The sequence below is a fragment of the Pseudomonas sp. Fl5BN2 genome (assembly GCF_009908205.1).
Classification (GTDB): domain Bacteria; phylum Pseudomonadota; class Gammaproteobacteria; order Pseudomonadales; family Pseudomonadaceae; genus Aquipseudomonas.
In genome coordinates, this window is record NZ_JAAARL010000044.1 from 1 (window position 1) to 19,943 (window position 19,943).

At 63.2% G+C, this 19,943-nt stretch carries 18 protein-coding genes; 12 read left to right on the forward strand and 6 right to left on the reverse strand.

Annotated features, from left to right (window positions below; translation table 11 throughout):
* The first annotated feature begins 697 nt into the window (after window positions 1-697).
* The 6 genes from exaC (at window position 698) to GV819_RS32255 (ending at window position 7,595) form a co-directional block, all read left to right on the forward strand.
* On the forward strand, window positions 698-2,218 hold the full coding sequence (gene exaC, locus GV819_RS32230) for an acetaldehyde dehydrogenase ExaC (protein WP_161760069.1): 1,521 nt from the start codon (window positions 698-700) through the stop codon (window positions 2,216-2,218).
* A gap of 321 nt (window positions 2,219-2,539) precedes the next feature.
* Window positions 2,540-2,611 carry a pyrroloquinoline quinone precursor peptide PqqA gene (gene pqqA, locus GV819_RS32235; protein ID WP_011060521.1) on the forward strand — a complete coding sequence of 24 codons (72 nt, stop codon included), beginning with the start codon at window positions 2,540-2,542 and terminating at the stop codon, window positions 2,609-2,611.
* A 62-nt stretch (window positions 2,612-2,673) separates the two neighbouring features.
* Entirely contained in the window at window positions 2,674-3,588 is a 915-nt protein-coding gene (gene pqqB, locus GV819_RS32240; RefSeq protein WP_161760070.1) for a pyrroloquinoline quinone biosynthesis protein PqqB, read from the forward strand.
* A gap of 183 nt (window positions 3,589-3,771) precedes the next feature.
* On the forward strand, window positions 3,772-4,935 hold the full coding sequence (gene ercA / locus GV819_RS32245) for an alcohol dehydrogenase-like regulatory protein ErcA (protein WP_161760071.1): 1,164 nt from the start codon (window positions 3,772-3,774) through the stop codon (window positions 4,933-4,935).
* Window positions 4,919-6,646, forward strand: coding sequence for a PAS domain-containing hybrid sensor histidine kinase/response regulator (locus tag GV819_RS32250; protein WP_161760072.1), 1,728 nt, complete (start codon window positions 4,919-4,921; stop codon window positions 6,644-6,646). The genes ercA and GV819_RS32250 overlap by 17 nt, the downstream gene beginning before the upstream one ends.
* A 97-nt stretch (window positions 6,647-6,743) precedes the next feature.
* On the forward strand, window positions 6,744-7,595 hold the full coding sequence (locus GV819_RS32255) for a VanW family protein (protein WP_161760073.1): 852 nt from the start codon (window positions 6,744-6,746) through the stop codon (window positions 7,593-7,595).
* On the opposite strand, the gene GV819_RS32260 is transcribed toward GV819_RS32255, so the two are convergent.
* On the reverse strand, window positions 7,569-8,117 hold the full coding sequence (locus GV819_RS32260; RefSeq protein WP_161760074.1) for a YniB family protein: 549 nt from the start codon (window positions 8,115-8,117) through the stop codon (window positions 7,569-7,571). The genes GV819_RS32255 and GV819_RS32260 overlap by 27 nt on opposite strands.
* A 185-nt stretch (window positions 8,118-8,302) precedes the next feature.
* Here GV819_RS32260 and GV819_RS32265 point away from each other — a divergent pair, with 185 nt between their 5' ends.
* The 4 genes from GV819_RS32265 to GV819_RS32280 all read left to right on the forward strand — a co-directional run bounded on the left by GV819_RS32265 (window position 8,303) and on the right by GV819_RS32280 (window position 13,231).
* Entirely contained in the window at window positions 8,303-8,971 is a 669-nt protein-coding gene (locus GV819_RS32265; protein ID WP_161760075.1) for an ABC transporter ATP-binding protein, read from the forward strand.
* Between the two features lies 1 nt (window position 8,972).
* The gene (locus GV819_RS32270; protein WP_161760076.1) at window positions 8,973-11,453 is read left to right on the forward strand and encodes an ABC transporter permease; all 2,481 of its coding nucleotides are present in this window, start codon (window positions 8,973-8,975) and stop codon (window positions 11,451-11,453) included.
* On the forward strand, window positions 11,443-12,531 hold the full coding sequence (locus GV819_RS32275; RefSeq protein ID WP_161760077.1) for a lipocalin-like domain-containing protein: 1,089 nt from the start codon (window positions 11,443-11,445) through the stop codon (window positions 12,529-12,531). The genes GV819_RS32270 and GV819_RS32275 overlap by 11 nt, the downstream gene beginning before the upstream one ends.
* 112 nt (window positions 12,532-12,643) lie before the next feature.
* Window positions 12,644-13,231: a hypothetical protein gene (locus tag GV819_RS32280; protein ID WP_161760078.1), complete on the forward strand. Its 588-nt coding sequence runs from the start codon at window positions 12,644-12,646 to the stop codon at window positions 13,229-13,231.
* Window positions 13,232-13,534: 303 nt separating this feature from the next.
* On the opposite strand, the gene GV819_RS32285 is transcribed toward GV819_RS32280, so the two are convergent.
* Window positions 13,535-13,921, reverse strand: a complete 387-nt coding sequence (locus GV819_RS32285; protein WP_161760079.1) for a hypothetical protein — start codon at window positions 13,919-13,921, stop codon at window positions 13,535-13,537.
* Between the two features lie 189 nt (window positions 13,922-14,110).
* Between GV819_RS32285 and GV819_RS32290 the strand changes: the two genes are divergently transcribed.
* Window positions 14,111-14,467, forward strand: a complete 357-nt coding sequence (locus GV819_RS32290) for a hypothetical protein (protein ID WP_256667705.1) — start codon at window positions 14,111-14,113, stop codon at window positions 14,465-14,467.
* Between the two features lie 16 nt (window positions 14,468-14,483).
* On the opposite strand, the gene GV819_RS32295 is transcribed toward GV819_RS32290, so the two are convergent.
* From GV819_RS32295 to GV819_RS32305, 3 genes are all read right to left on the reverse strand, one after another.
* Window positions 14,484-15,887 (reverse strand): FAD-binding oxidoreductase, encoded by a 1,404-nt coding sequence (locus GV819_RS32295; RefSeq protein ID WP_161760080.1) that lies wholly within the window; start codon window positions 15,885-15,887, stop codon window positions 14,484-14,486.
* Between the two features lie 149 nt (window positions 15,888-16,036).
* On the reverse strand, window positions 16,037-17,431 hold the full coding sequence (gene hglS, locus GV819_RS32300) for a 2-oxoadipate dioxygenase/decarboxylase HglS (protein WP_161760081.1): 1,395 nt from the start codon (window positions 17,429-17,431) through the stop codon (window positions 16,037-16,039).
* Window positions 17,432-17,538: 107 nt separating this feature from the next.
* Window positions 17,539-17,799, reverse strand: coding sequence for a hypothetical protein (locus tag GV819_RS32305; RefSeq protein WP_256667706.1), 261 nt, complete (start codon window positions 17,797-17,799; stop codon window positions 17,539-17,541).
* An 855-nt stretch (window positions 17,800-18,654) separates the two neighbouring features.
* Between GV819_RS32305 and GV819_RS33940 the strand changes: the two genes are divergently transcribed.
* A complete protein-coding gene (locus GV819_RS33940) occupies window positions 18,655-18,942 on the forward strand; it encodes a hypothetical protein (protein ID WP_434738452.1) in 288 nt (95 codons plus the stop codon).
* Window positions 18,943-19,398: 456 nt separating this feature from the next.
* Here the strand turns inward: GV819_RS33940 and GV819_RS32310 are convergent.
* Window positions 19,399-19,943 (reverse strand): RHS repeat-associated core domain-containing protein (locus tag GV819_RS32310; protein ID WP_161760082.1); only part of this gene is annotated, 545 nt, incomplete at its 5' end.

Consider the following 19,943-nt stretch of genomic DNA (forward strand, 5'->3'; position numbering starts at 1 on the left):
GGGTTGACCCGCCCTGACCCATCCCCGTGTAGGAGCTGGCTTGCCAGCGAAGAGGCCCGCCAGATCGCCTTCGCCGGCAAGCCGGCTCCTACAGAACTCACGCCATCTCATTGCCTGTTGTAGGAGCTGGCTTGCCAGCGAAGAGGCCCGTCAGATCGCCTTCGCCGGTAAGCCGGCTCCTACAGGATCCACGCCATCTCATTGCCTGTTGTAGGAGCTGGCTTGCCAGCGAAGGGGCCCTTCAGACCGCCTTCGCCGGCAAGCCGGCTCCTACAGGATTCACGCCATCTCATTGTCTGTTGTAGGAGCTGGCTTGCCAGCGAAGGGGCCCGCCAGATCGCCATCGCCGGCAAGCCGGCTCCTACAGGATTCACGCCATCTCATTGTCTGTTGTAGGAGCTGGCTTGCCAGCGAAGGGGCCCGTCAGATCGCCTTCGCCGGCAAGCCGGCTCCTACAGAATTCACGCGATCTCATTGTCTTTTGTAGGAGCTGGCTTGCCAGCGAAGGGGCCCGTCAGATCGCCATCGCCGGCAAGCCGGCTCCTACACACCAGGGCGTGGCATGGGCGCAGGCGTTCAGCCTACGACCAAATGACGAGGCCCCCCCTGCCAACGATGCATTCGTCGGCGCTGCGGGGCTCTCTACCATCGAGCCATCGCCTGTCGTCGGACAGGCATCGACCAGCAGAGGCCCAGCATGATCTACGCACAACCCGGAACCCCAGGCGCCGTCGTGTCCTTCAAGCCACGCTACGGCAATTTCATCGGTGGCCAGTTCGTGCCGCCGGTGGACGGCCAGTACTTCAGCAACACTTCGCCGGTCAACGGTGAGGTGATCGCCGAATTCCCGCGCTCCACTGCCGCCGATATCGATAAGGCCCTGGACGCCGCCCATGCCGCCGCCGAGGCCTGGGGCAAGACGTCGGCCCAGGACCGCTCGTTGCTGCTGCTGAAGATCGCCGACCGCATCGAGCAGAACCTAGAGGTGCTGGCGGTCAGCGAAACCTGGGACAACGGCAAGGCGGTGCGCGAAACCCTCAACGCCGACGTGCCCCTGGCCGCCGACCATTTCCGCTACTTCGCCGGTTGCATCCGCGCCCAGGAAGGCGGTGCTGCAGAGATCAACGAGCTGACCACCGCCTACCATTTCCACGAACCCCTGGGGGTGGTGGGGCAGATCATTCCGTGGAACTTCCCGCTGCTGATGGCCGCCTGGAAGTTGGCCCCGGCCCTGGCCGCCGGCAACTGCGTGGTGCTCAAGCCGGCCGAGCAGACGCCGCTGTCGATCATGGTCTTCGCCGAGCTGATCGCCGACTTGCTGCCGGCCGGTGTGCTGAACATCGTCCAGGGCTTTGGCCGCGAAGCCGGCGAGGCCCTGGCCAGCAGCAAGCGCATCGCCAAGATCGCCTTCACCGGCTCGACCCCGGTGGGCTCGCACATCATGAAATGCGCCGCCGAGAACATCATTCCCTCCACCGTGGAGCTGGGGGGCAAGTCGCCGAACATCTTCTTCGAAGACATCATGCAGGCCGAGCCAAAATTCATCGAAAAGGCCGCCGAAGGCCTGGTGCTGGCGTTCTTCAACCAGGGGGAAGTCTGCACCTGCCCATCCCGGGCCCTGGTCCAGGAGTCGATCTACGAGCCGTTCATGGCCGAGGTGATGAATAAGATCGTCAAGATCAAGCGCGGCAACCCGCTGGACACCGAGACCATGGTCGGCGCCCAGGCCTCCCAGCAGCAGTACGAGAAGATTCTTTCCTACCTGCAGATTGCCCAGGAGGAGGGCGCCGAGCTGCTCACCGGCGGTGCTGCCGAGCGCCTGGAGGGCGACCTTGCCAGCGGCTATTACATCCAGCCGACCCTGCTCAAGGGGCACAACAAGATGCGCGTGTTCCAGGAAGAAATCTTCGGCCCGGTGGTGGGCGTCACCACCTTCAAGGACGAGGCCGAGGCCCTGGCGATTGCCAACGACAGCGAGTTCGGCCTGGGCGCCGGGCTGTGGACCCGCGACATCAACCGCGCCTACCGCATGGGCCGGGCGATCAAGGCCGGGCGCGTGTGGACCAACTGCTACCACCTGTACCCGGCGCACGCCGCGTTCGGTGGCTACAAGAAATCCGGGGTGGGCCGCGAGACCCACAAGATGATGCTCGACCACTACCAGCAGACCAAGAACCTGCTGGTGAGCTACGACATCAACCCCCTGGGCTTCTTCTAAGGGGCGGGAACAGGCGCGGTGGTTGGGTGCCGCCGCGCGTGTGCAGGACGGACACGGGGAGGGCTCATGGGTGGGCACCTCCCCGTGTGCGTTGTGGGGCGCGATGCGCTGACCACCGTAGGAGCCAGCTTGCTGGCGAAGGGGCCGCGAGATCGCCTTCGCCGGCAAGCCGGCTCCTACCAGGGGCGGCCCACCAACGCTATCCATCTCCTCCTACCAACGCACCCCGCCAGCTCGTCCCAAAGTAGCATTCGGCACCCGTGCCCCCCGTGCATTAATGCCCCTACCGGAATCCCCCGGCATAACAAGAGGCTTGACCCCATGTGGCATAAACCCGCGTACACCGACCTGCGTATCGGCTTCGAAGTGACCATGTACTTCGCCAACCGCTGAGCCGTCCCGCTTCGGCCGGTACTGGTGTCGGCCGGAGCCTTCTCTGCCCTCAGGAGCAAGCCATGCATATCCGCATTCTCGGTTCCGCGGCGGGCGGCGGTTTTCCCCAGTGGAACTGCAACTGCCGCAACTGCACCGGCGTGCGCAACGGTACGCTGCGTACCCAGCGTCGCAGCCAGTCGTCCATCGCCCTGAGCGACAACGGCGTCGACTGGGTCCTGTGCAATGCCTCGCCAGACATTCGCCAGCAGCTGGAGTCTTTCCCCGTGCTGCAACCGGCCCGACAGCTGCGGGACACGGCGCTGGCCGGGGTGATCCTGCTGGACAGCCAGATCGACCATTGCAGCGGCCTGCTGAGCCTGCGCGAGGGTTGTCCGCATCAGGTCTGGTGCACCGAGATGGTCCATCAGGACCTGAGCAGTGGCTTCCCTCTGTTCAACATGCTCAGCCACTGGAACGGCGGCTTGCAGTGGCAGCCGATCCACCTCGATGGCCGCGAGTTCAGCCTGCCGGCCTGCCCGGATATCGCCCTGCGGGCCATAGCCCTGCGCAGCAGTGCGCCACCGTATTCGCCCCATCGCGGCAACCCGCATCCGGGAGACAACATCGGCCTGTTCATCGAGGATCGGCGCAACGGCGCCAGCCTGTTCTACGCCCCGGGGTTGGGGCAGGTGGACGATGCACTGCTGGGTTGGATGGACCGCGCCGACTGCCTGCTGGTGGACGGCACCTTGTGGCGCGACGACGAGATGCGCCTGTGTGAAGTGGGCGACAAACTGGGCAGCGAGATGGGCCACCTGGCGCAAAGCGGCCCTGGCGGCATGCTCGACGTGCTGGAGCGTTTCCCCCGGGCGCGCAAGGTGCTGATTCACATCAACAACACCAACCCGATCCTCGACGAAGACTCCGCCGAGCGTGCCGAACTGACCCGCCGCGGCATCGAAGTGGCGTTCGATGGCATGGACATCCACCTCTGACCTTGCCCCCGGAATGTCACTGACAACCGTAGGAGCCGGCTTGCCGGCGAAGAGGCCCGCAAGACCGCCTTCGCCGGCAAGCCGGCTCCTACAGGGGAGGGCGATGGTCGGATGGGCAATCAGCGGCGGATGCTTTAGGCTGGCGCTCTCCTTCAAGAACAATAAGAAAACAGGCTTCCCCCCATGGGCCAGAATCTCAGTCTGCTGCGCAAGTTCGTCTCTCCGGAAATCATCTTTGGCGCCGGCTGCCGGCACAACGTCGGCAACTACGCAAAAACCTTTGGCGCGCGCAAGGTGCTGGTGGTCAGCGACCCCGGGGTGATCGCCGCCGGTTGGGTCGCCGATGTCGAGGCCAGCCTCCAGGCCCAGGGTGTCGACTACTGCCTGTACAGTGGGGTGTCGCCCAATCCGCGAGTGGAGGAGGTGATGCTCGGTGCCGAGGTCTACCGGGAAAATGGCTGTGATGTGATCGTCGCCGTCGGCGGCGGCAGCCCGATGGATTGCGGCAAGGGCATCGGCATCGTCGTTGCCCACGGCCGCAGTATTCTCGAATTCGAGGGCGTCGATACCCTGCGCCAACCCAGCCCGCCGCTGATCATGATCCCCACCACCGCCGGCACTTCGGCGGACGTCTCGCAGTTCGTGATCATCTCCAACCAGCAACAGCGGATGAAGTTCTCCATCGTCAGCAAGGCGGTCGTCCCGGATGTGTCGCTGATCGACCCGGAAACCACCCAGGGCATGGACCCGTTCCTCTCCGCCTGCACCGGCATCGACGCCTTGGTGCACGCCATCGAGGCCTTCGTTTCCACCGGTCATGGGCCGCTCACCGATCCCCATGCCCTGGAAGCCATGCGCCTGATCAACGGCAACCTGGTGCAGATGATCGCCAACCCCGGCGACATCGCCCTGCGCGAGAAGATCATGCTCGGCAGCATGCAGGCCGGGCTGGCGTTCTCCAATGCGATTCTCGGCGCGGTGCACGCCATGTCCCACAGCCTGGGGGGCTTTCTCGATCTGCCCCATGGACTGTGCAACGCGGTGCTGGTGGAGCATGTGGTGGCCTTCAACTACAACTCGGCGCCGGAGCGTTTCAAGGTGATCGCCGAGACCTTCGGCATCGATTGCCGCGGCCTCAACCAGCGGCAGATCTGCGGGCGCCTGGTGGAGCACTTGATCGCCCTCAAGCGCGCCATTGGCTTCCACGAGACCCTGGGTCTGCACGGGGTCAGCAGCAGCGATATTCCGTTCCTCTCGCAGCATGCAATGGGCGACCCGTGCATCCTCACCAACCCTCGCGAATCCAGCCAGCGGGATGTCGAGGTGGTCTATGGCGAGGCCCTCTGAGGAACAGCAACGGGCCCTGGCCGGGCTGCTGGGCCTGGGCAATCATTCGGCGCGCAAGAGCCACTACCCGGAACTGGCGGCGCGCCTGGAAGACCTGGAAACCGAGCGCAACCGCTACAAGTGGCTGTTCGAACACGCGGTGCATGGGATTTTCCAGGCCAGCCTGCAAGCCGGCATGCGCGCGGCCAACCCGGCCCTGGCGCGCATGCTGGGCTACCAGGACCCGCAGGAAGTGCTGTTTTCCCTGGCCGACCTGGCGGGCAACCTGTTCGTTGGCGGCGCCGGGGAACTGGCGGCCATCGGCGAGCAGTTGCAGAACCAACGCAGCCTGCTGGGCTATGAAACCCAGCTGCGGCGCAAGGACGGCAGCAGCATCGATGTGCTGATGAACCTGCTGCTTAAACCCGATCAGGACGGGTTGGTGGAAGGTTTTGTCGCCGACATCACCGAGCGCAAGCTGGCCCAGCAACGCCTGGAACAGCTCAATGATCAACTGGAGCAGCGGGTCGCCGCGCGCACCGACGAGCTGCTGGAAGCCAACCGCAACCTGCAACAGCAGATCGCCCGGCGCGAGCGCATCGAACGTGACCTGCGGGTCGCCCGGGATGCCGCCGAGGCGGCCAACCGCAGCAAGGACAAGTACCTGGCCGCCGCCAGCCACGACCTGCTGCAACCGCTGAATGCTGCGCGCCTGTTGATCTCCACCTTGCGCGAGCGGCGCCTGCCGGCGGCCGAGCAACTGCTGGTGGAGCGTACGCATCAGGCCCTGGAAGGCGCCGAGGACCTGCTCACCGATCTGCTGGACATCTCCAAGCTCGACCAGGCGGCGGTCAAACCGGACCTGGCGGCCTATCGCCTGGACGAAATGCTTACGCCGCTGGTCTCGGAATTCCAGTCGGTGGCTGAGGCGGCCGGTCTGGAGCTGCGGGTGCGCTTTGGCGACTTCGCGCTGTTCACCGACTTGCGGTTGATGACGCGGATTCTGCGCAACTTTCTCAGCAATGCCTGCCGCTACACCGAGCACGGCAGCATCCTGCTGGCGGCGCGGCGCCGTGGTGATTGCCTGCGCCTGGAGGTCTGGGACACCGGGCGCGGGATTGCCGCCGAGCGCCTGGAGTCGATCTTCCTTGAGTTCAACCAACTGGACGTCGGGCGCGCCGCTGATCGCAAGGGCGTCGGCCTGGGGCTGGCGATCGTCGAGCGCATCGCCAAGATCCTCGGCTACCGGGTGCAGGTACATTCACGCCCCAGGCGTGGCTCGCGCTTCAGCATCGAGGTGCCCCTGGCGGCCCGGGTGCCGTTGCCACTCAGCCAGCAGGCACCGCAGCCGGGCACCGGCAATCCGCTGCCGGGACGGCGTTTGCTGGTGCTGGACAACGAACTGAGCATTCTTGAAAGCATGGCCGCGCTGCTGGGGCAGTGGGGCTGCGAAGTGCTCACCGCCACGGATGAGGGCGCGGCTCTGGAGGTGTTGCAGGGGCGGGCGCCGGAGCTGATCCTGGCGGATTTCCATCTGGATCACGGGGTCACCGGCTGCGAGGTGGTGCAGCGGTTGCGCGAGCATTTCCAGCAGCCGCTGCCGGCAGTGATCATCACCGCCGACCGCAGTGATCAGTGCCGTCGGGCCTTGCAGCAATTGGGCGCGCCGCTGCTCAACAAGCCGTTGAAGCCGGGCAAGCTGCGGGCGGTACTCAGCCAGTTGCTGGGGTAGGAGGCGTGCGGCTAGTGAGGGCGTGAAGTTGCAGCTAAGATGCCGCAGTTTTTTTCTCAAGGACGAAGGCGACCTCTGGTTCGCCGTGGACCCCGCCATGAAACCCCTGTCGTCTTATCACCCCGCGCTGTACTGGTTGCGGGTGCGCCAGAAGCGCCTGATGCGCAGCCTGGCCTGGCGCTTTTCCGGACGTCGCTATGCCCGGCCCACAGCCGATAGCCCGCGTTTGCCGCACCGCTTTATCAAGCACACCTCAAAATTGATCCGCACTCTGGGCGACTCCGACCTGGCGCTGCAGCACAACAAGGTGATCAACCTCAAACTGGCGGTGGCCTGCATCGACGGTGTGCGCATTGCGCCCGGCGAGTATTTTTCCTTCTGCAAACTGGTGGGCCGGCCCAGTCGTGAGCGCGGTTTTGTCGAGGGCATGGAGTTGTCGTTCGGCGAGGCGCGCAGCGGCATCGGCGGTGGCATCTGCCAACTGAGCAACCTGATCCACTGGATGGCGATCCACTCGCCGCTGCAGGTGGTGGAACGGGCCAACCACAGTTTCGATCCGTTCCCCGATGAGGGCCGGGTGCTGCCGTTCGGTTCCGGCGCGGCGATCTTCTACAACTACATCGACCTGGTGCTGTACAACCCGGGGCCGATGACTTTCCAGCTCAAGCTGCTGGTGGGGCCGCAGCAACTGGAAGGCGAGTTGCTCTGCGAGCAGCCACGGGACTATCGCTATCACGTCTACCAGCAGGCCCATCGGTTCGTCCGTGAGGGCGGCCGGGTGTACCGCGAGAACCAGATCTGGCGCGACATCAGCACCAAGGGCCAGAACCCAGAATTGGTGCGCCAGGAGTGCCTGTATCGCAACCGGGTGGTGGTCAAGTACCCGGTGGCTGACGCGCTGATCGATCAGCCGGCATGGGGCTCAGATGATGCCCAGCATCCACAGTAGGCCCAGGTAGACCGCCGCGACGCCCAACGGCCAGACCACCAGCAGGCGGACCTGGCTGAAGAACGACGGCGCCTTGCCCACCAGGGTCGAGTCTTCCAGCTGTTGCAGGGTCTTGGCGGGTACGCCTTCCTCGACCGGGGCCTTGAGCTGGGCCTCGATCAGCGGCTCGACTTCCTCGACCTTGCGCATCAGCCCCCGGCCCGTGGCGAACAGCGCCGCGCCGACGAAGATCAGCAGGTAGATCACCAGGAATTTCCAGTGGGTGGGGTAGCTCAGGTCGATGAAGCTGGGGGTCGGGCTGTTGTCCCAGAACCAGTTCAGCGGCTGGGTGTTGGCATTGACCTGGTACACGAAGTACTTGATCGGTCGATTGATGGTCGAGGCCAGGGTGGTGTAGCTGTCCAGGCGCCAATGGAGCATTTTCAGGGTCGAGAAAAAGGTCGAGATCAAGGCACCGGTAAACAACAGTGCGCCTGCGGCGATGAACAGCCGGTACTGCAATTGGGCCCTGGTGTAGGTCATGGGTGCTTCCTGCAATAGAAGAAAAGGGCCGCAATACTATATTTCGTGGCAGCGGGACGATAGGGGCGGGTACTCGCTTGTCGGTCGCAGAGGCCCTGACGGCCTAGGGGCGCAAAGGTTTCCGCTGGCCCGGTGGGCAACTCGCGTTATCCTTGATCCCCCTCTCAGGTCGGACGAGTCAGCCCATGCTGCAAGTACAAGGAGTGTTCAAGAGCTACGCCACGCCCCAGGGGCCGCTGGCGGTGCTGCAGGGTGTCGATTTGCACCTGGGGCCGGGCAGCAGCCTGGCGCTGATGGGCGAATCCGGCAGCGGCAAGAGCACCTTGCTGCACCTGGTGGCGGGGCTGGATCAGGTGGATGGCGGCAGCATTCGCCTCGGTAGCCAGCGCCTGGAGCAGATGAGCGAAAGCCAGCTGGCCAACTGGCGCCGTACCGAGGTCGGCCTGGTGTTCCAGCAGTTCAACCTGATCGGCAGCCTGCGGGTCGAGGACAACCTGGGGTTTCAGGCACGCCTGGCCGGGCGCTTCGATCCGCGCTGGCAGGCGCAGTTGGTGGAGCGCCTGGGCCTGGGGGATTTGCTGCGGCGCTACCCCGAGCAGCTCTCTGGCGGCCAGCAGCAGCGGGTCGCCCTGGGCCGGGCCCTGGCGTCGAAGCCAGGGCTGTTGCTGGCGGATGAACCCACCGGCAGCCTCGATGAAGCCACCAGCGACGAGGTGCTGGAGTTGCTGCTGGAGCTGTTGGCCGACAGCCCCACCAGTTTGCTGATGGTCACCCACAGTCATCGGGTGGCCAGCCGTCTGCAACAGACCGTGGTGCTCCAGCGCGGCCGCCTGGCCGCTTCGGGCGAGGTTTGAAATGCGGGTTTTTCGCGGTGCGCTGCAAGCGTTGCTGAGCCATTGGCGTCAGCACCCGGTGCAGTTTTTCAGTGTGCTCACCGGGCTCTGGCTGGCCACCAGCCTGCTGACCGGGGTCCTGGCCCTCAACACTCAGGCCCGGGACAGCTATGCCCGGGCCAGCCAGCTGATTGGCGGCGAGCCCCAGGCCAGCCTGGCCAGCGCCAATGGCGCGGTTTTTCCCCAGGCATTGTTTGTCAGCCTGCGCCGTGCCGGCTGGCCGGTGTCGCCGGTGCTCCAGGGCGGGGTCCAGCTCAAGGGCCACGACGACCTGCGCCTGCAACTGATGGGCATCGAGCCGTTGTCGCTGCCTGCCGGTTCTGTCGTCGCCGGACAGGCCCTGGCGTTGCAGCAGGTGGTGGATTTTTTCAGCCCGCCGGGCAGCACCTGGGTGGCGCCGCAGACCCTGGCGAGCCAGGGCTGGCAGCCGGGACAACAGCTGGAGGCGCTGAATGGCCAGCGCCTGCCGCCGCTGCAGGTGCGGGCGGACATGGCCCCGGGGGTGTTGCTGATGGACATCGGCTTTGCCCAGCAGGTGCTCGACCAGCCCGGGCAGTTGAGCCGGTTGCTGCTGCCCAAGGACTTCGCCGCCCACCTGCCGCCGTTGCCGGCGCAACTGGCCGGGCAACTGGTGTTGCGCCAGGGTGAGTCGGAAAACAACCTGGCGCGCCTGACCGAAAGCTTTCACCTGAATCTGGATGCCTTGGGGTTCCTGTCGTTTGTGGTGGGCTTGTTCATTGTTCACGCCGCCATCGGCCTGGCCCTGGAGCAGCGTCGCGGCCTGCTGCGGACCTTGCGCGCCTGTGGGGTCAGTGCGCGGATGCTGATCTTCTGCCTGACGGTGGAGCTGGGGGGCCTGGCGTTGTTGGGCGGGCTCGCCGGAGTGGCCAGCGGTTATCTGCTGGCCGGGCTGTTGCTGCCGGACGTGGCTGCCAGCCTGCGCGGTCTGTATGGCGCGCAAGTGCCGGGGCAGTTGAGCCTGAGCCCCTGGTGGTGGTTCAGCGGCATCGGCCTCAGTCTGCTGGGTGCCTTGCTCGCCGGCGCCGCCAGCCTGTTGCGGGCGGCGCGCCTGCCGCTGCTGGCCTTGGCCAATCCCCAGGCCTGGCATCAGGCCCATTCCCGCTGGTTGCAGCGCCAGGGCTGGGTCGCGGTGCTGGCGTTGCTTCTGGCCCTGGCCGCCTGGAAGTGGGGCGACAGCCTGGCCAGTGGTTTTGTGCTGATGGCGGCCTTGCTGCTGGCGGCGGCCCTGGGCTTGCCGGTGCTGCTCAATGCCGTGCTCGGGGCCTTGCTCGGACGCCGCCGTGGGGTGCTCGGGCAGTGGTTCCTGGCCGATTGCCGGCAGCAGTTGCCGGCCCTGAGCCTGGCCTTGATGGCGTTGCTCCTGGCCCTGGCGACCAACATCGGCGCCGGCAGCATGACCGCGGGTTTTCGCCAGACCTTCAATGACTGGCTGGAGCAGCGCCTGACCGCCGAGCTCTATATCAACCCGCAAAGCCCCGAGCAGGCCCGCCGGTTGCAGGACGGGTTGCCTACTCAGCCCGGAGTGACGGCGGTGTTGCCCAGCTGGCAGGTGCCCTTGCAGGTGCAGGGCTGGCCCGCTGACTTGTATGGGGTGATCGACCATTCAACCTATCGCCAGCACTGGCCGTTGCTGGAGGCCGAGGGCGATGCCCCGTGGGAGCAGTTGGCCGCGGACGATACGCTGATGCTCAGCGAGCAGTTGGCCCGCCACCTCAAGGTACGCTTGGGTGAGCGCCTGAACCTGCCGGTGCCCCAAGGGCAGTGGGCACCGCGGGTGGTGGGGATCTATGCCGACTATGGCAACCCCAAGGGCCACTTGCTGGTGAATGCTGAGCACCTGCTGGCGCACTGGCCAGGGTTGACCCCGAACCGTTTCAACCTGCTGCTGGCCCCGGGGGCGACGCCGGCGCTGATCAGTGCGCTGCAGCAGCAGTTTGCGCTGGACGACAACCGGATCATCGATCAGGCCCGGCTCAAGAGCTGGTCGCTGCAGGTCTTCGAACGCACCTTCGCCGCCACCGCGGCGCTCAACAGCTTGACCCTCGGGGTGTCCGGAGTGGCGCTGTTCATCAGCCTGCTGACCCAGAGCCAGAGTCGTTTGGGCCAGTTGGCGCCGCTCTGGGCCCTGGGCGTGGGCCGTCGTCAGTTGATGCTGCTGAACCTCGGCCAGACCTGGCTGCTGGCGTTGCTTACCTTGCTTCTCGCGCTGCCCCTGGGGATCGCCCTGGCCTGGTGCCTGAACAGTGTGATCAATGTCCAGGCCTTCGGCTGGCGCCTGCCGTTGCGGGTGTTCCCCGGGCAGCTCCTGCAACTGCTGGGCCTGGCGATGCTGGCAACCCTGCTGGCTTCGGCCTGGCCACTGTTCAAGCTGTACCGGGCGCAACCGGCGGATTTGCTGAGGAGCTTTGCCCATGAAGATTGAGCGTTTTTACCGGCATTGCCCGGCACTGTTATTGACGTTGCTGCTGGCCGGCTGCGACCAGCCTACCGAGGCGCCCCAGGGTTTCGCCGGGCTGGGCAACGAGGCGTCGGCCTTTACGCCGGTGTTGCCGGGGCGGGCGTTCAGTTTTCCCGCCGACCATGGCCCCCATGACGGTTTTCGCATCGAGTGGTGGTACCTGACAGCCGACCTGAGCGACGCCCAGGGCCGGCATTTCGGCGTGCAGTGGACGCTGTTCCGCAGTGCCCTGCGCGCGGCCCCCGAGCAGCCCGGCTGGGGCGCGCCGCTGGTTTGGCTGGGGCACGCGGCAGCCACCTCGGCCACCAGCCACCACGCCGCCGAGCGCTATGCCCGGGGCGGTGTGGGGCAGGCCGGGGTGACCGCGCAGCCGTTCCAGGCGTGGATCGATGATTGGCAGTTGCGCAGCCTCGACACCCGCGGCGATCCCCTGGCACGGATGCAGGTGCAGGCCAGCGGCAAGGGTTTCGCCTATCAACTGCAGCTCACCAGCAGCCAGCCCCTGGTGCTGCAAGGCGAGGGTGGCTACAGCCGCAAGTCTGACCAGGGCCAGGCGTCCTACTACTACAGCCAGCCGTTCTTCCAGGCGGCCGGAGAGCTGCAGATCGATGGCCAGCGCTATCAGGTCAGCGGCCCGGCGTGGCTCGATCGGGAGTGGAGCAGCCAGCCTCTGGCCGCCGACCAGACGGGCTGGGACTGGTTTTCCCTGCACCTGGACAGCGGCGAGCGGCTGATGCTGTTCCGGGTCCGGGAAAACCACCGCGCACCCTATATCACCGGCACCTGGATCGATGCCCAGGGCCGCGCCCAGACCCTGAGCCGCGAGCAGATCCAGCTGACGCCCCTGGACCACCGCACAGTGGCCGGGCGGCGCCTACCTACCCGCTGGGGCCTGAAGATCCCGGACAAGGGGCTGGACATCACCACCCAGGCCCTGAACCCCGAAGCCTGGATGAACCTGAGCATTCCTTATTGGGAGGGGCCGGTAAATCTTGCCGGCAGTCATACCGGCAGCGGCTATCTGGAAATGACTGGTTACTAGAGCGCCGCGACCGGTGGACGCGGGGGCCGGGTAAAACCAGGCAGGCGGTCTATGCTCTGTCCCTTGACCTGAACCGTCGGACAGGTTTTTCAACCACAAGGAACGTCGAACCATGAAAACCCTCAACAACCTGACTCGCGCCATTGCCCTGGCCACTGTGCTCGGCGCCGCCAGCCTCAGCGCCCATGCCGCCGATATTCCGCTGTCGGGAACCATTGAAGCCGATCAACTGGTGACCAAGGTCATCTCGGTAGATGCCGCCAAGCATCAGGTGGTGCTGGAGGGCGCTGGCGGCAAGCCAGTGCACGTACAGCTGAGCGATAAGGCCAAGGACCTGGCGAACCTGAAGGCCGGTGACCAGGTCAAGGTCACCGTGACCCACTCGGTGGTGGCGGTGCTGGATACCGATATCGAGAAAGGCAAGCCCGATGCTGCCGAAACCACGGGCGTGGTGCGTGCCACCAAGGACAATCCGAACCCTGGCGGCGCGGCGTATCGACAGGTGCAGGTGCAGTTGAAGATCACCGACATCGACCTGAAGAAAAACCAGCTGACTTTCGAAGGTCCGGCAGGCAACAAGAAAGTGGTGAGCGTCGAGAAACCTGAAGTCAAGGAACGCCTCAAGGATCTCAAGGTCGGCCAGAGCGTGCTGGTGACCTACACCGATATCCTGCAAGTCACCACGGCGCACGAAGGCTGATGGTGCGCAGCTGAAGCGGGAAACCTCGGTGAGCGCTCGGGATAATTCCCCTGTCCAGTTTTATTCAGAATTTGCTCACGGACTTTCCCCTTCAGTTGCTCTAGAATGCCAACCGTTCGCCCGGTGCAAGGGCTCTTTACCGGTGCATGGATTGCCAGGCCAGAGCACTGGGCGAACACCCTCTTCGGGTCGTGCTCCGCGACTGTCGAGTCCTCTTCCGAGGCTCTGTAAATTTCTCTGAATCCTGTTGAACCGCTCCATTGCAGATGGCTTGCCTGATCAGCCGTTGTTCGTTGTGCGCGCTCAAAGTTCGATGGGCCGCAGACTGACCTGCCGCGCCAGCAGCTTGACGAACAGTGGCGTGCACTGCGCAACGTCCTGCACAGACAGCAGGACGATCGACTGGCCGATGGCCAAGGCCGCGCCACCGTCGTCGTCGACCTGGAGCAGGTGACCACTGATCTGCAATGCACCCTGGTCCCAGTCGATACGGGGCTGTCCCTCGGGGCTTGGGCCGATGTTGTGGTTCCAGCGCAATTCATCCTCCAGGCTCAACTCCACTTCATAGTCTTGCGCCACCTGCGGGGGCGGCCCCAGCCATTGGCCGCGACCCTTGCCGCAGGCACAGGTGAAACTGACGCAAAGGGTTTGCGCGGCGCTGCTGTGGATGTCCGTCAGGGTGATACGCATGTGATGATTTCCCGAAATCAAGTGAGCTCAAGAGGTGCCAATCCGGGCACCATGGGCCGGGCAAGGAGCAATGCCAGGCCAGTGCCGATTTGTTGTTGCGCAACGCCCAGCCCTTCAACAAAATGTGCGATTGCCCCGCCAGACAGGTCGTGGGCCGTGGAGTTGATCGGGGATCCTGGATTGATCTGGTTGAAGCGTTTTCTCATGGTGATCGGCGCGCTGGCGCTGATCCTGCTGGCACTGGCAGGCGGGCTGATGGACTTTTCCAAGGACGCGGTGCATCAGCTACCCGACCATCCCAATGCCCAGTGGCAGGGCGCGGCGGATGGTGGGCATTACATCGAGGTTACCCGCGCCGAGCCGCCTTATTTCTTTGTCCAGGTGCGCTACGAAAGCGGCAACCTGTGGAGTGAAGGCTGGCTCAAGTATGACGACGGCGAGGCGGGCGCCTTGACCGCCAGCCAGGTGCTGGCCTTTGACGGTGATGGGGTGATTTACCTGCAGCAACGCAAGGTCCTGGCCAGCGACAAATCTCAGGCCCATTGAGCGGCAGGTCGCGCTTTCAGTTGCGGCCAGCAGGCCCATAGGCGTCCCACAGTTTATTGCGAAACTTGTTCTGCGGATCGACCCGCGCCTTCAGGGCGAAGAACTCTTCAGCGCGCGGATACGCCGCGCGAAACTGCTCCGGCGTGGCATGGACCTGATAGGGCAGGTAGTAGCTGCCCCCGTGCTTGATCGCGCTGTCCACCAGGGCTCGGGTCCAGTCCCCCACCTCAGCGCGTTCTGCCACGGCAGTGCTCTGCTGGTAGTACAGGACCAGGGCGAACACCTCGGTCTTGGCCCAGGCCAGCAGGGTGCCAGGGTCGGCCTTGGCGTGACGGATCGACAGGTTGATCACGTTGACCTTGTGCGCCCGTAGCGTCTCGCCCATCTCCTGCACGAAGCTTTCCAGCTGTGCCGGCGGCACGAAGTATTCCTGCAGCACATAGGTGCGCTTGGCCCGGGAGTCGGGCTCCAGTTCGCGGACATCGAGGCTGGCCTCGTGGTTGCGCCAGGACACTTGCGGTTTTTTCAGTACCAGCGGGTCGATCAGGTCCTGGCGGATGGTCTTGCCCATGGGCCACTGGCTGACCACCTTCAGCGCCTTCTGTTCTTTCCAGTAGTTGCGGTCCAGGGGCGTCAGGCGTTCCTCGACCGTGAGCGGCAGCTCGGTCTGGCTGAAGGACACGGCGCGCAGGGTCTGGTACTGGTTGGGGTAGAGCACGGCGTTGTGCAGGATCACCTTGGGGTTGCGCTCGACCTGGGCAGAGAAGTAGCTGCGATAGTCCGCCAGGGGCATCTCCTCGTAGCTGCGCAGCAGGCGCACGTTATCGCTCAGCCGTAGAGTGGCTTCGACGATCACCCCCAGGCCGCCGTAGCCGCCGATGGCGCCGTAGAACAACTGGGCATTGGACGTCGGGCTGGCTTCGATCACTTGGCCGTCGGCCAGCACCAGCTTGATGGACTTGACCGAGGTCACCAGCGGTCCATAACCGACGTAGCGTCCGTGGGCGTTGACGCTCAGGGCGCCGCCCACGGTGAAGTTGGCGTAGCTCTGCATGATGCTCACGGACAGGTCGTAGGGGTCGATGAAGCTTTGCAAGGCACGCCAGGTGATGCCGGGCTGGACGGTGATTTCCTTGCGCTCCCGGGCGAACCCGAGGATGCGGTTGAAGCGCCGCATGTCGATCTGCAGCGCCTGTTCGGTGGCGGTCTGGCCGCCCATGCTGTAGCGCCCACCACCAATGGCGATGGGCCCGGGGTGCTCGGCCACCTGCTTGATAATCTGTTCCAGGGTGGTGGGCTGCACCACCTGGTCAACCACAATGGGGTTGAGCTGGGTGATGTCGTTGACAGTTTCTGCAGCGTGGGTGTTCAGCGCCGTGGTCAAGGTCGCGCAAAAAAACAGGCCGATCGCGAATCTCATTCGCCGTGTCCATCCCTGGTGGTGAAGCGCCTTGGGCGGTGGCGCAGGTGGCGGCAGAATATCCTTCCCGAGCGGCCCTGACCATGGGCTGCAACGGCTCGGCGCAGGCAGTTGGCACCGACCGCGGGGGTCGATGCCGGGGGAGGGGATTACAGCGCGGGCAAGCCGAGGGTTTCGGCACACTGTTGCAGGGAACGCTGCTGGGTTTGGGCGTAGAGTTGCAGCTCATCGAGGGTGGTACGGCCCAGGGCGGTCTCGAAGGCCTGGCGGTTGGAGTGTCCGGCATAGTGGCTCTGGCTGTCGTCGCCCAGGTTGGACTGGAAGATCCCGGCGGCGCTGACCGGCAGGAAATCCTCATACACCAGCGGCTCGAAGCTCAGGTGCCCGGCTGCCAACAGCGACTCCAGGCTGCTCGGGCGCTGGGCTTCGGCGCGGGCGGCCAGGCCGGCCTCGCTGACGAAGTAGCGGAAGTAGGCCAGGCCCTGTTGGCGCATCGCGGCGTGGCTGTCCGGGAACTCGGCGAAGTGCTCCTGCATCAGTTGGTTGTAGCGTGCGGCGTTGGCCTCGTTGGGGAAGTCGCCCAGGGCATCGCGGGCGGCATTCAGCAAACGATCGTAAAGCGCCCGGCCCTTGGGCGTGAGGGCCGCGCCGCGTTGTTCGATTTCACCGAAACGCGCGCTGTGGCTGCCCTGGCTTGGCGCCTGGTCGGTGAAGGCGACACTTTCCTCCAGGGCCTTGAAGCTGGTCTGCCGCAGCAGGATCGGGCAGTCCCGGCGTGGTGGTCCTTCGATCACCGCCTTGGGGGTGATGCCGTGTTGCGGCATCAGGCGCTGCACCTGGTCGATGTCCAGGGTGCGCGGGGTCAGGTGGTTGATGTGCGGGCCCTTGAACGCCACCACGTCGGCGATCAGCCGGTGCTGGGCACTGAGGGTGGCGTATTGGGCGGCGGTCACCGTGGCGTGGTGGTGCCAGCGGAACGTTTCCAGGGCTTGCTCGATGAACTGCCGGGCATCGTCGGCGCCCAGGCCACCCTCGGCCTGGGCCTGCTCGATCAGCTCCAGCACCTTGGGGGTGAAAATCGAGCGTCGGGCCAGCACTTGCTCGGCAAAGTAGCGCAGCTCGAGGTTGTCGATCAGCTCCAGGCGCAGCAGCGAGGTGAAGACCCGGAACGGGCTGACTTGCAAGGCTTGCTCATGTACCGCACGAAAGGCCGTGGAATGCACCGGCACCCCGGCCGGAGTCAGGTCGTAGTAACCCACGGGCTGCATGCCCATCACCGCGAACAGCCGGGCCAGGGTCGCCAGCTCGGCGGCGGTGCCGACGCGGATCGCGCCATGGCGTTCCAGGTCCAGGCGCTGCAGTTCACCGCTGAGCTGCAAATGCCGGGCGATGGCCGGCTGCTGTTCCAGGACCTGGGCATTGACCTGGGCCACCAGTTCCATCAGGGCGCCATAGAGGGGCACCTCCTCGCGGTACATATCCGACATCGCCCGGGAGAATCCCTGGCGGATCAGGTCAGGACTGACGAAGCTCTGGTTACTCATGGACAGGGTTCCCGTGGCAGTGGAGCGAAGCGTGAGAGGTGCGGGTCGGCCTCGATTCTGCTGGGCCCCAGCGGGGCTGACAAACGAAAGTTCCTCTGAACTTCATTCTACAAATGACTGCACCGGGGCGCGTTGGAGCAGCCCAGGGCATCAATGCCGCAGGCGCTCCAGGAACTGCCGGTACAACTGGGCGCTGCGGGCTGGGTGCTCGACCATGGGCAGATGGCCAAGGCCTTCCCAGACTGCATCTGGGCCTGGGGCCCGCCTCTGGCCCAGACCAGGGCGTTGCTGGCGTGCAGCAGACGCTCCTCGCGGCCCCAGAGCAGCAGGGTCACCGTGGCCTGTCGCGGGCCGCCCTGGTAGGTCATCTGGGTTTCTGCACCGATCTTCGTCGGGATTTTTCTGGCGCTTCACGGAATCCCGGGAAACCCAGAAACAAGAACGCCGATTTGATTGATGATGTTGGTACGCGCAAACACATCTAAAAAACCGGCGTTCTTGTGCGCGATTTAATACGAACCTTCCTTTTTGGGAGGGCTTTTCTGTCGTCACGATCAAGCCTGACAGCGATGCCCTTCAAACCGATCTAATCCCCATGCCACCCAATTCCCTTTCTGTGCGCCAAGGGGGTAATGCCATCCGGGGCACGGCTCCAGCGGGTGGCGTCGATCTGGATCGGGTTGAAGGTTTTGTCGTAGCGGTAATGGCGTTCGACAAAGGAAGTTGTTGCTCCGCCTGCCTGTTTTTCGGTCAGCAAGCTGAGTCGGTTGCGTTGCTGCTGTAGATTGAAGCCGGCGGCGCTACTGCGCTGGATGTCTCGGCCTAGGGCGTCGCAGACTGCTCTGCTGTGGTACGGTCCTGTGATAAGTATCGACGCCAGACCAACATTACAGTCGTGATCAGGTCAGAGCATGATCAACGGTTAAGTTTCGCCACTGCCAGTCAAAATACATCGGCTACTTTTTGAGGTCTTCGTATATTTCAAATTGGTTATTGATCTGCATTTTTTTCTTCTGGTGCATCTTTCATAAGAAATCTAACTGTTCCTAAGCTCATATATTTTTCAGAACGTTGAGTTGGGTCATCAAACTCAAGTGCTACGCTCCATGAGTTACTCGGCCAATCAGTATCACCAGGGAATTTTGCAACAGGAAAATGCCTTCCTTTACCCCAGAGTTTTTCGCCCCCTCTTCACTAGGAGGTAACCATTTGACTCTAACTGGATGAATTGCTTTCTCCTTGCGTGCCACGACTGTAATACCCCCTATTTATTCATTGATGCCCAAGCCCCCATCGATGTACTGCATGATGCAGCGGCCTATCGAATTCGTGCGGTGACCCAGTTGCTGGAAAATTTCGTTGGCTCTGATGAAGTTCGAAGTCCCCCGTATCCTGATGGGAGGTTGAGCACCTGTTTAGTGAGAGACTGGAAATCTCTGGTAGGCCGTGATAAGCGACCACTCATACTTGATTTTTGTTCAGGAAATTTCGATCAGGTTGAGTTTAGGTGAGTGCGGAGGGGGCAGGAAGATTACATAAAGGCGTTGCACCGGGCATTCCAACTCCTTGTTCTTGAACAAGGCGGAGCGATGAATGCTAGAGATTTCGAGCATGCTTTTCATAAGTATCTACGATATAAAAATCTGAAATCCCTCATTAGGCTGATCAGTCGCTACTAACTCGTATGGTTAATATTTCTTTCCCTTTGATCGAATCAAAAGTATCGCGAAACTCGCACGGGCCGACTTGTAGCTCACTTAAGGCTTGAAGTACTTCGTCCACGAAAAATCCCGCATCGGCCCCAGTAAAAAAACAGTCAGCCCTGTAATAGTCCTTTATTTTCCTGAGTCTTTTAAGGCTACTCCATCTCACCAAGTTAGAAAAAATCTCCGAGTGTAAGCTCTCACTCATTTCAACATGAATAATTTCTTTGGTCTTCATAGTAATATGTATGTCGAGTGCCATATCTACCTCGTAAAAATTACATCACCTGATTTGACATCCTTGAAAGCCGCCTGAGGAAAAGCTGTTACCAAATCTCCATTTGACTCTACAACAACCCTCACTTTACTCAGTGGTGCACCGTCTGAACCTACACCAATACTTGTGCCAAAAGTTTTTTCATATATAAAGCGATCACCATCCTTGATTATTCTGTCGGGGTTCCGAAAGACGTCCCTTGCTGTTGTTTTCCAATCCGCATTACTTATAGTCCATTTGCTTTTATGATCCCAGTCAGCGCTATTTCCTGTATGTCGCTCTTTTACATGGCCCACACCCCCATCACCTAATTTAAGGCTTTCAGGCAAATTGCATTTTTTAGCAAGGCCAAGTGGATCAATCCAACTCAACGGATTATCCACATACCCCTGCGGCCGAGTCCCACCACCCAACCCCAGCGGATCCGGACTCAAATACTGCGCCGTCTCCGGATCGTAGTACCGATGCCGATTGTAGTGCAGCCCACTCTCTTCGTCGTAGTACTGACCTGGGAATCGAAGCGGGCACGTCG

Coding starts and splice junctions, on each gene's coding strand:
- GV819_RS32255 (WP_161760073.1), top strand. CDS start 6,744: ATGAAACCCCTGTCGTCTTATCACCCCGCGCTGTACTGGTTGCGGGTG.
- GV819_RS32305 (WP_256667706.1), bottom strand. CDS start 17,799: ATGACCTACCAGGGCGGCCCGCGACAGGCCACGGTGACCCTGCTGCTC.
- GV819_RS32250 (WP_161760072.1), top strand. CDS start 4,919: ATGGCGAGGCCCTCTGAGGAACAGCAACGGGCCCTGGCCGGGCTGCTG.
- GV819_RS32260 (WP_161760074.1), bottom strand. CDS start 8,117: ATGACCTACACCAGGGCCCAATTGCAGTACCGGCTGTTCATCGCCGCA.
- GV819_RS32270 (WP_161760076.1), top strand. CDS start 8,973: ATGCGGGTTTTTCGCGGTGCGCTGCAAGCGTTGCTGAGCCATTGGCGT.
- pqqB (WP_161760070.1), top strand. CDS start 2,674: ATGCATATCCGCATTCTCGGTTCCGCGGCGGGCGGCGGTTTTCCCCAG.
- exaC (WP_161760069.1), top strand. CDS start 698: ATGATCTACGCACAACCCGGAACCCCAGGCGCCGTCGTGTCCTTCAAG.
- ercA (WP_161760071.1), top strand. CDS start 3,772: ATGGGCCAGAATCTCAGTCTGCTGCGCAAGTTCGTCTCTCCGGAAATC.
- GV819_RS32295 (WP_161760080.1), bottom strand. CDS start 15,887: ATGAGATTCGCGATCGGCCTGTTTTTTTGCGCGACCTTGACCACGGCG.
- GV819_RS32265 (WP_161760075.1), top strand. CDS start 8,303: ATGCTGCAAGTACAAGGAGTGTTCAAGAGCTACGCCACGCCCCAGGGG.
- hglS (WP_161760081.1), bottom strand. CDS start 17,431: ATGAGTAACCAGAGCTTCGTCAGTCCTGACCTGATCCGCCAGGGATTC.
- GV819_RS33940 (WP_434738452.1), top strand. CDS start 18,655: ATGAATTGCTTTCTCCTTGCGTGCCACGACTGTAATACCCCCTATTTA.
- GV819_RS32280 (WP_161760078.1), top strand. CDS start 12,644: ATGAAAACCCTCAACAACCTGACTCGCGCCATTGCCCTGGCCACTGTG.
- GV819_RS32275 (WP_161760077.1), top strand. CDS start 11,443: ATGAAGATTGAGCGTTTTTACCGGCATTGCCCGGCACTGTTATTGACG.
- GV819_RS32285 (WP_161760079.1), bottom strand. CDS start 13,921: ATGCGTATCACCCTGACGGACATCCACAGCAGCGCCGCGCAAACCCTT.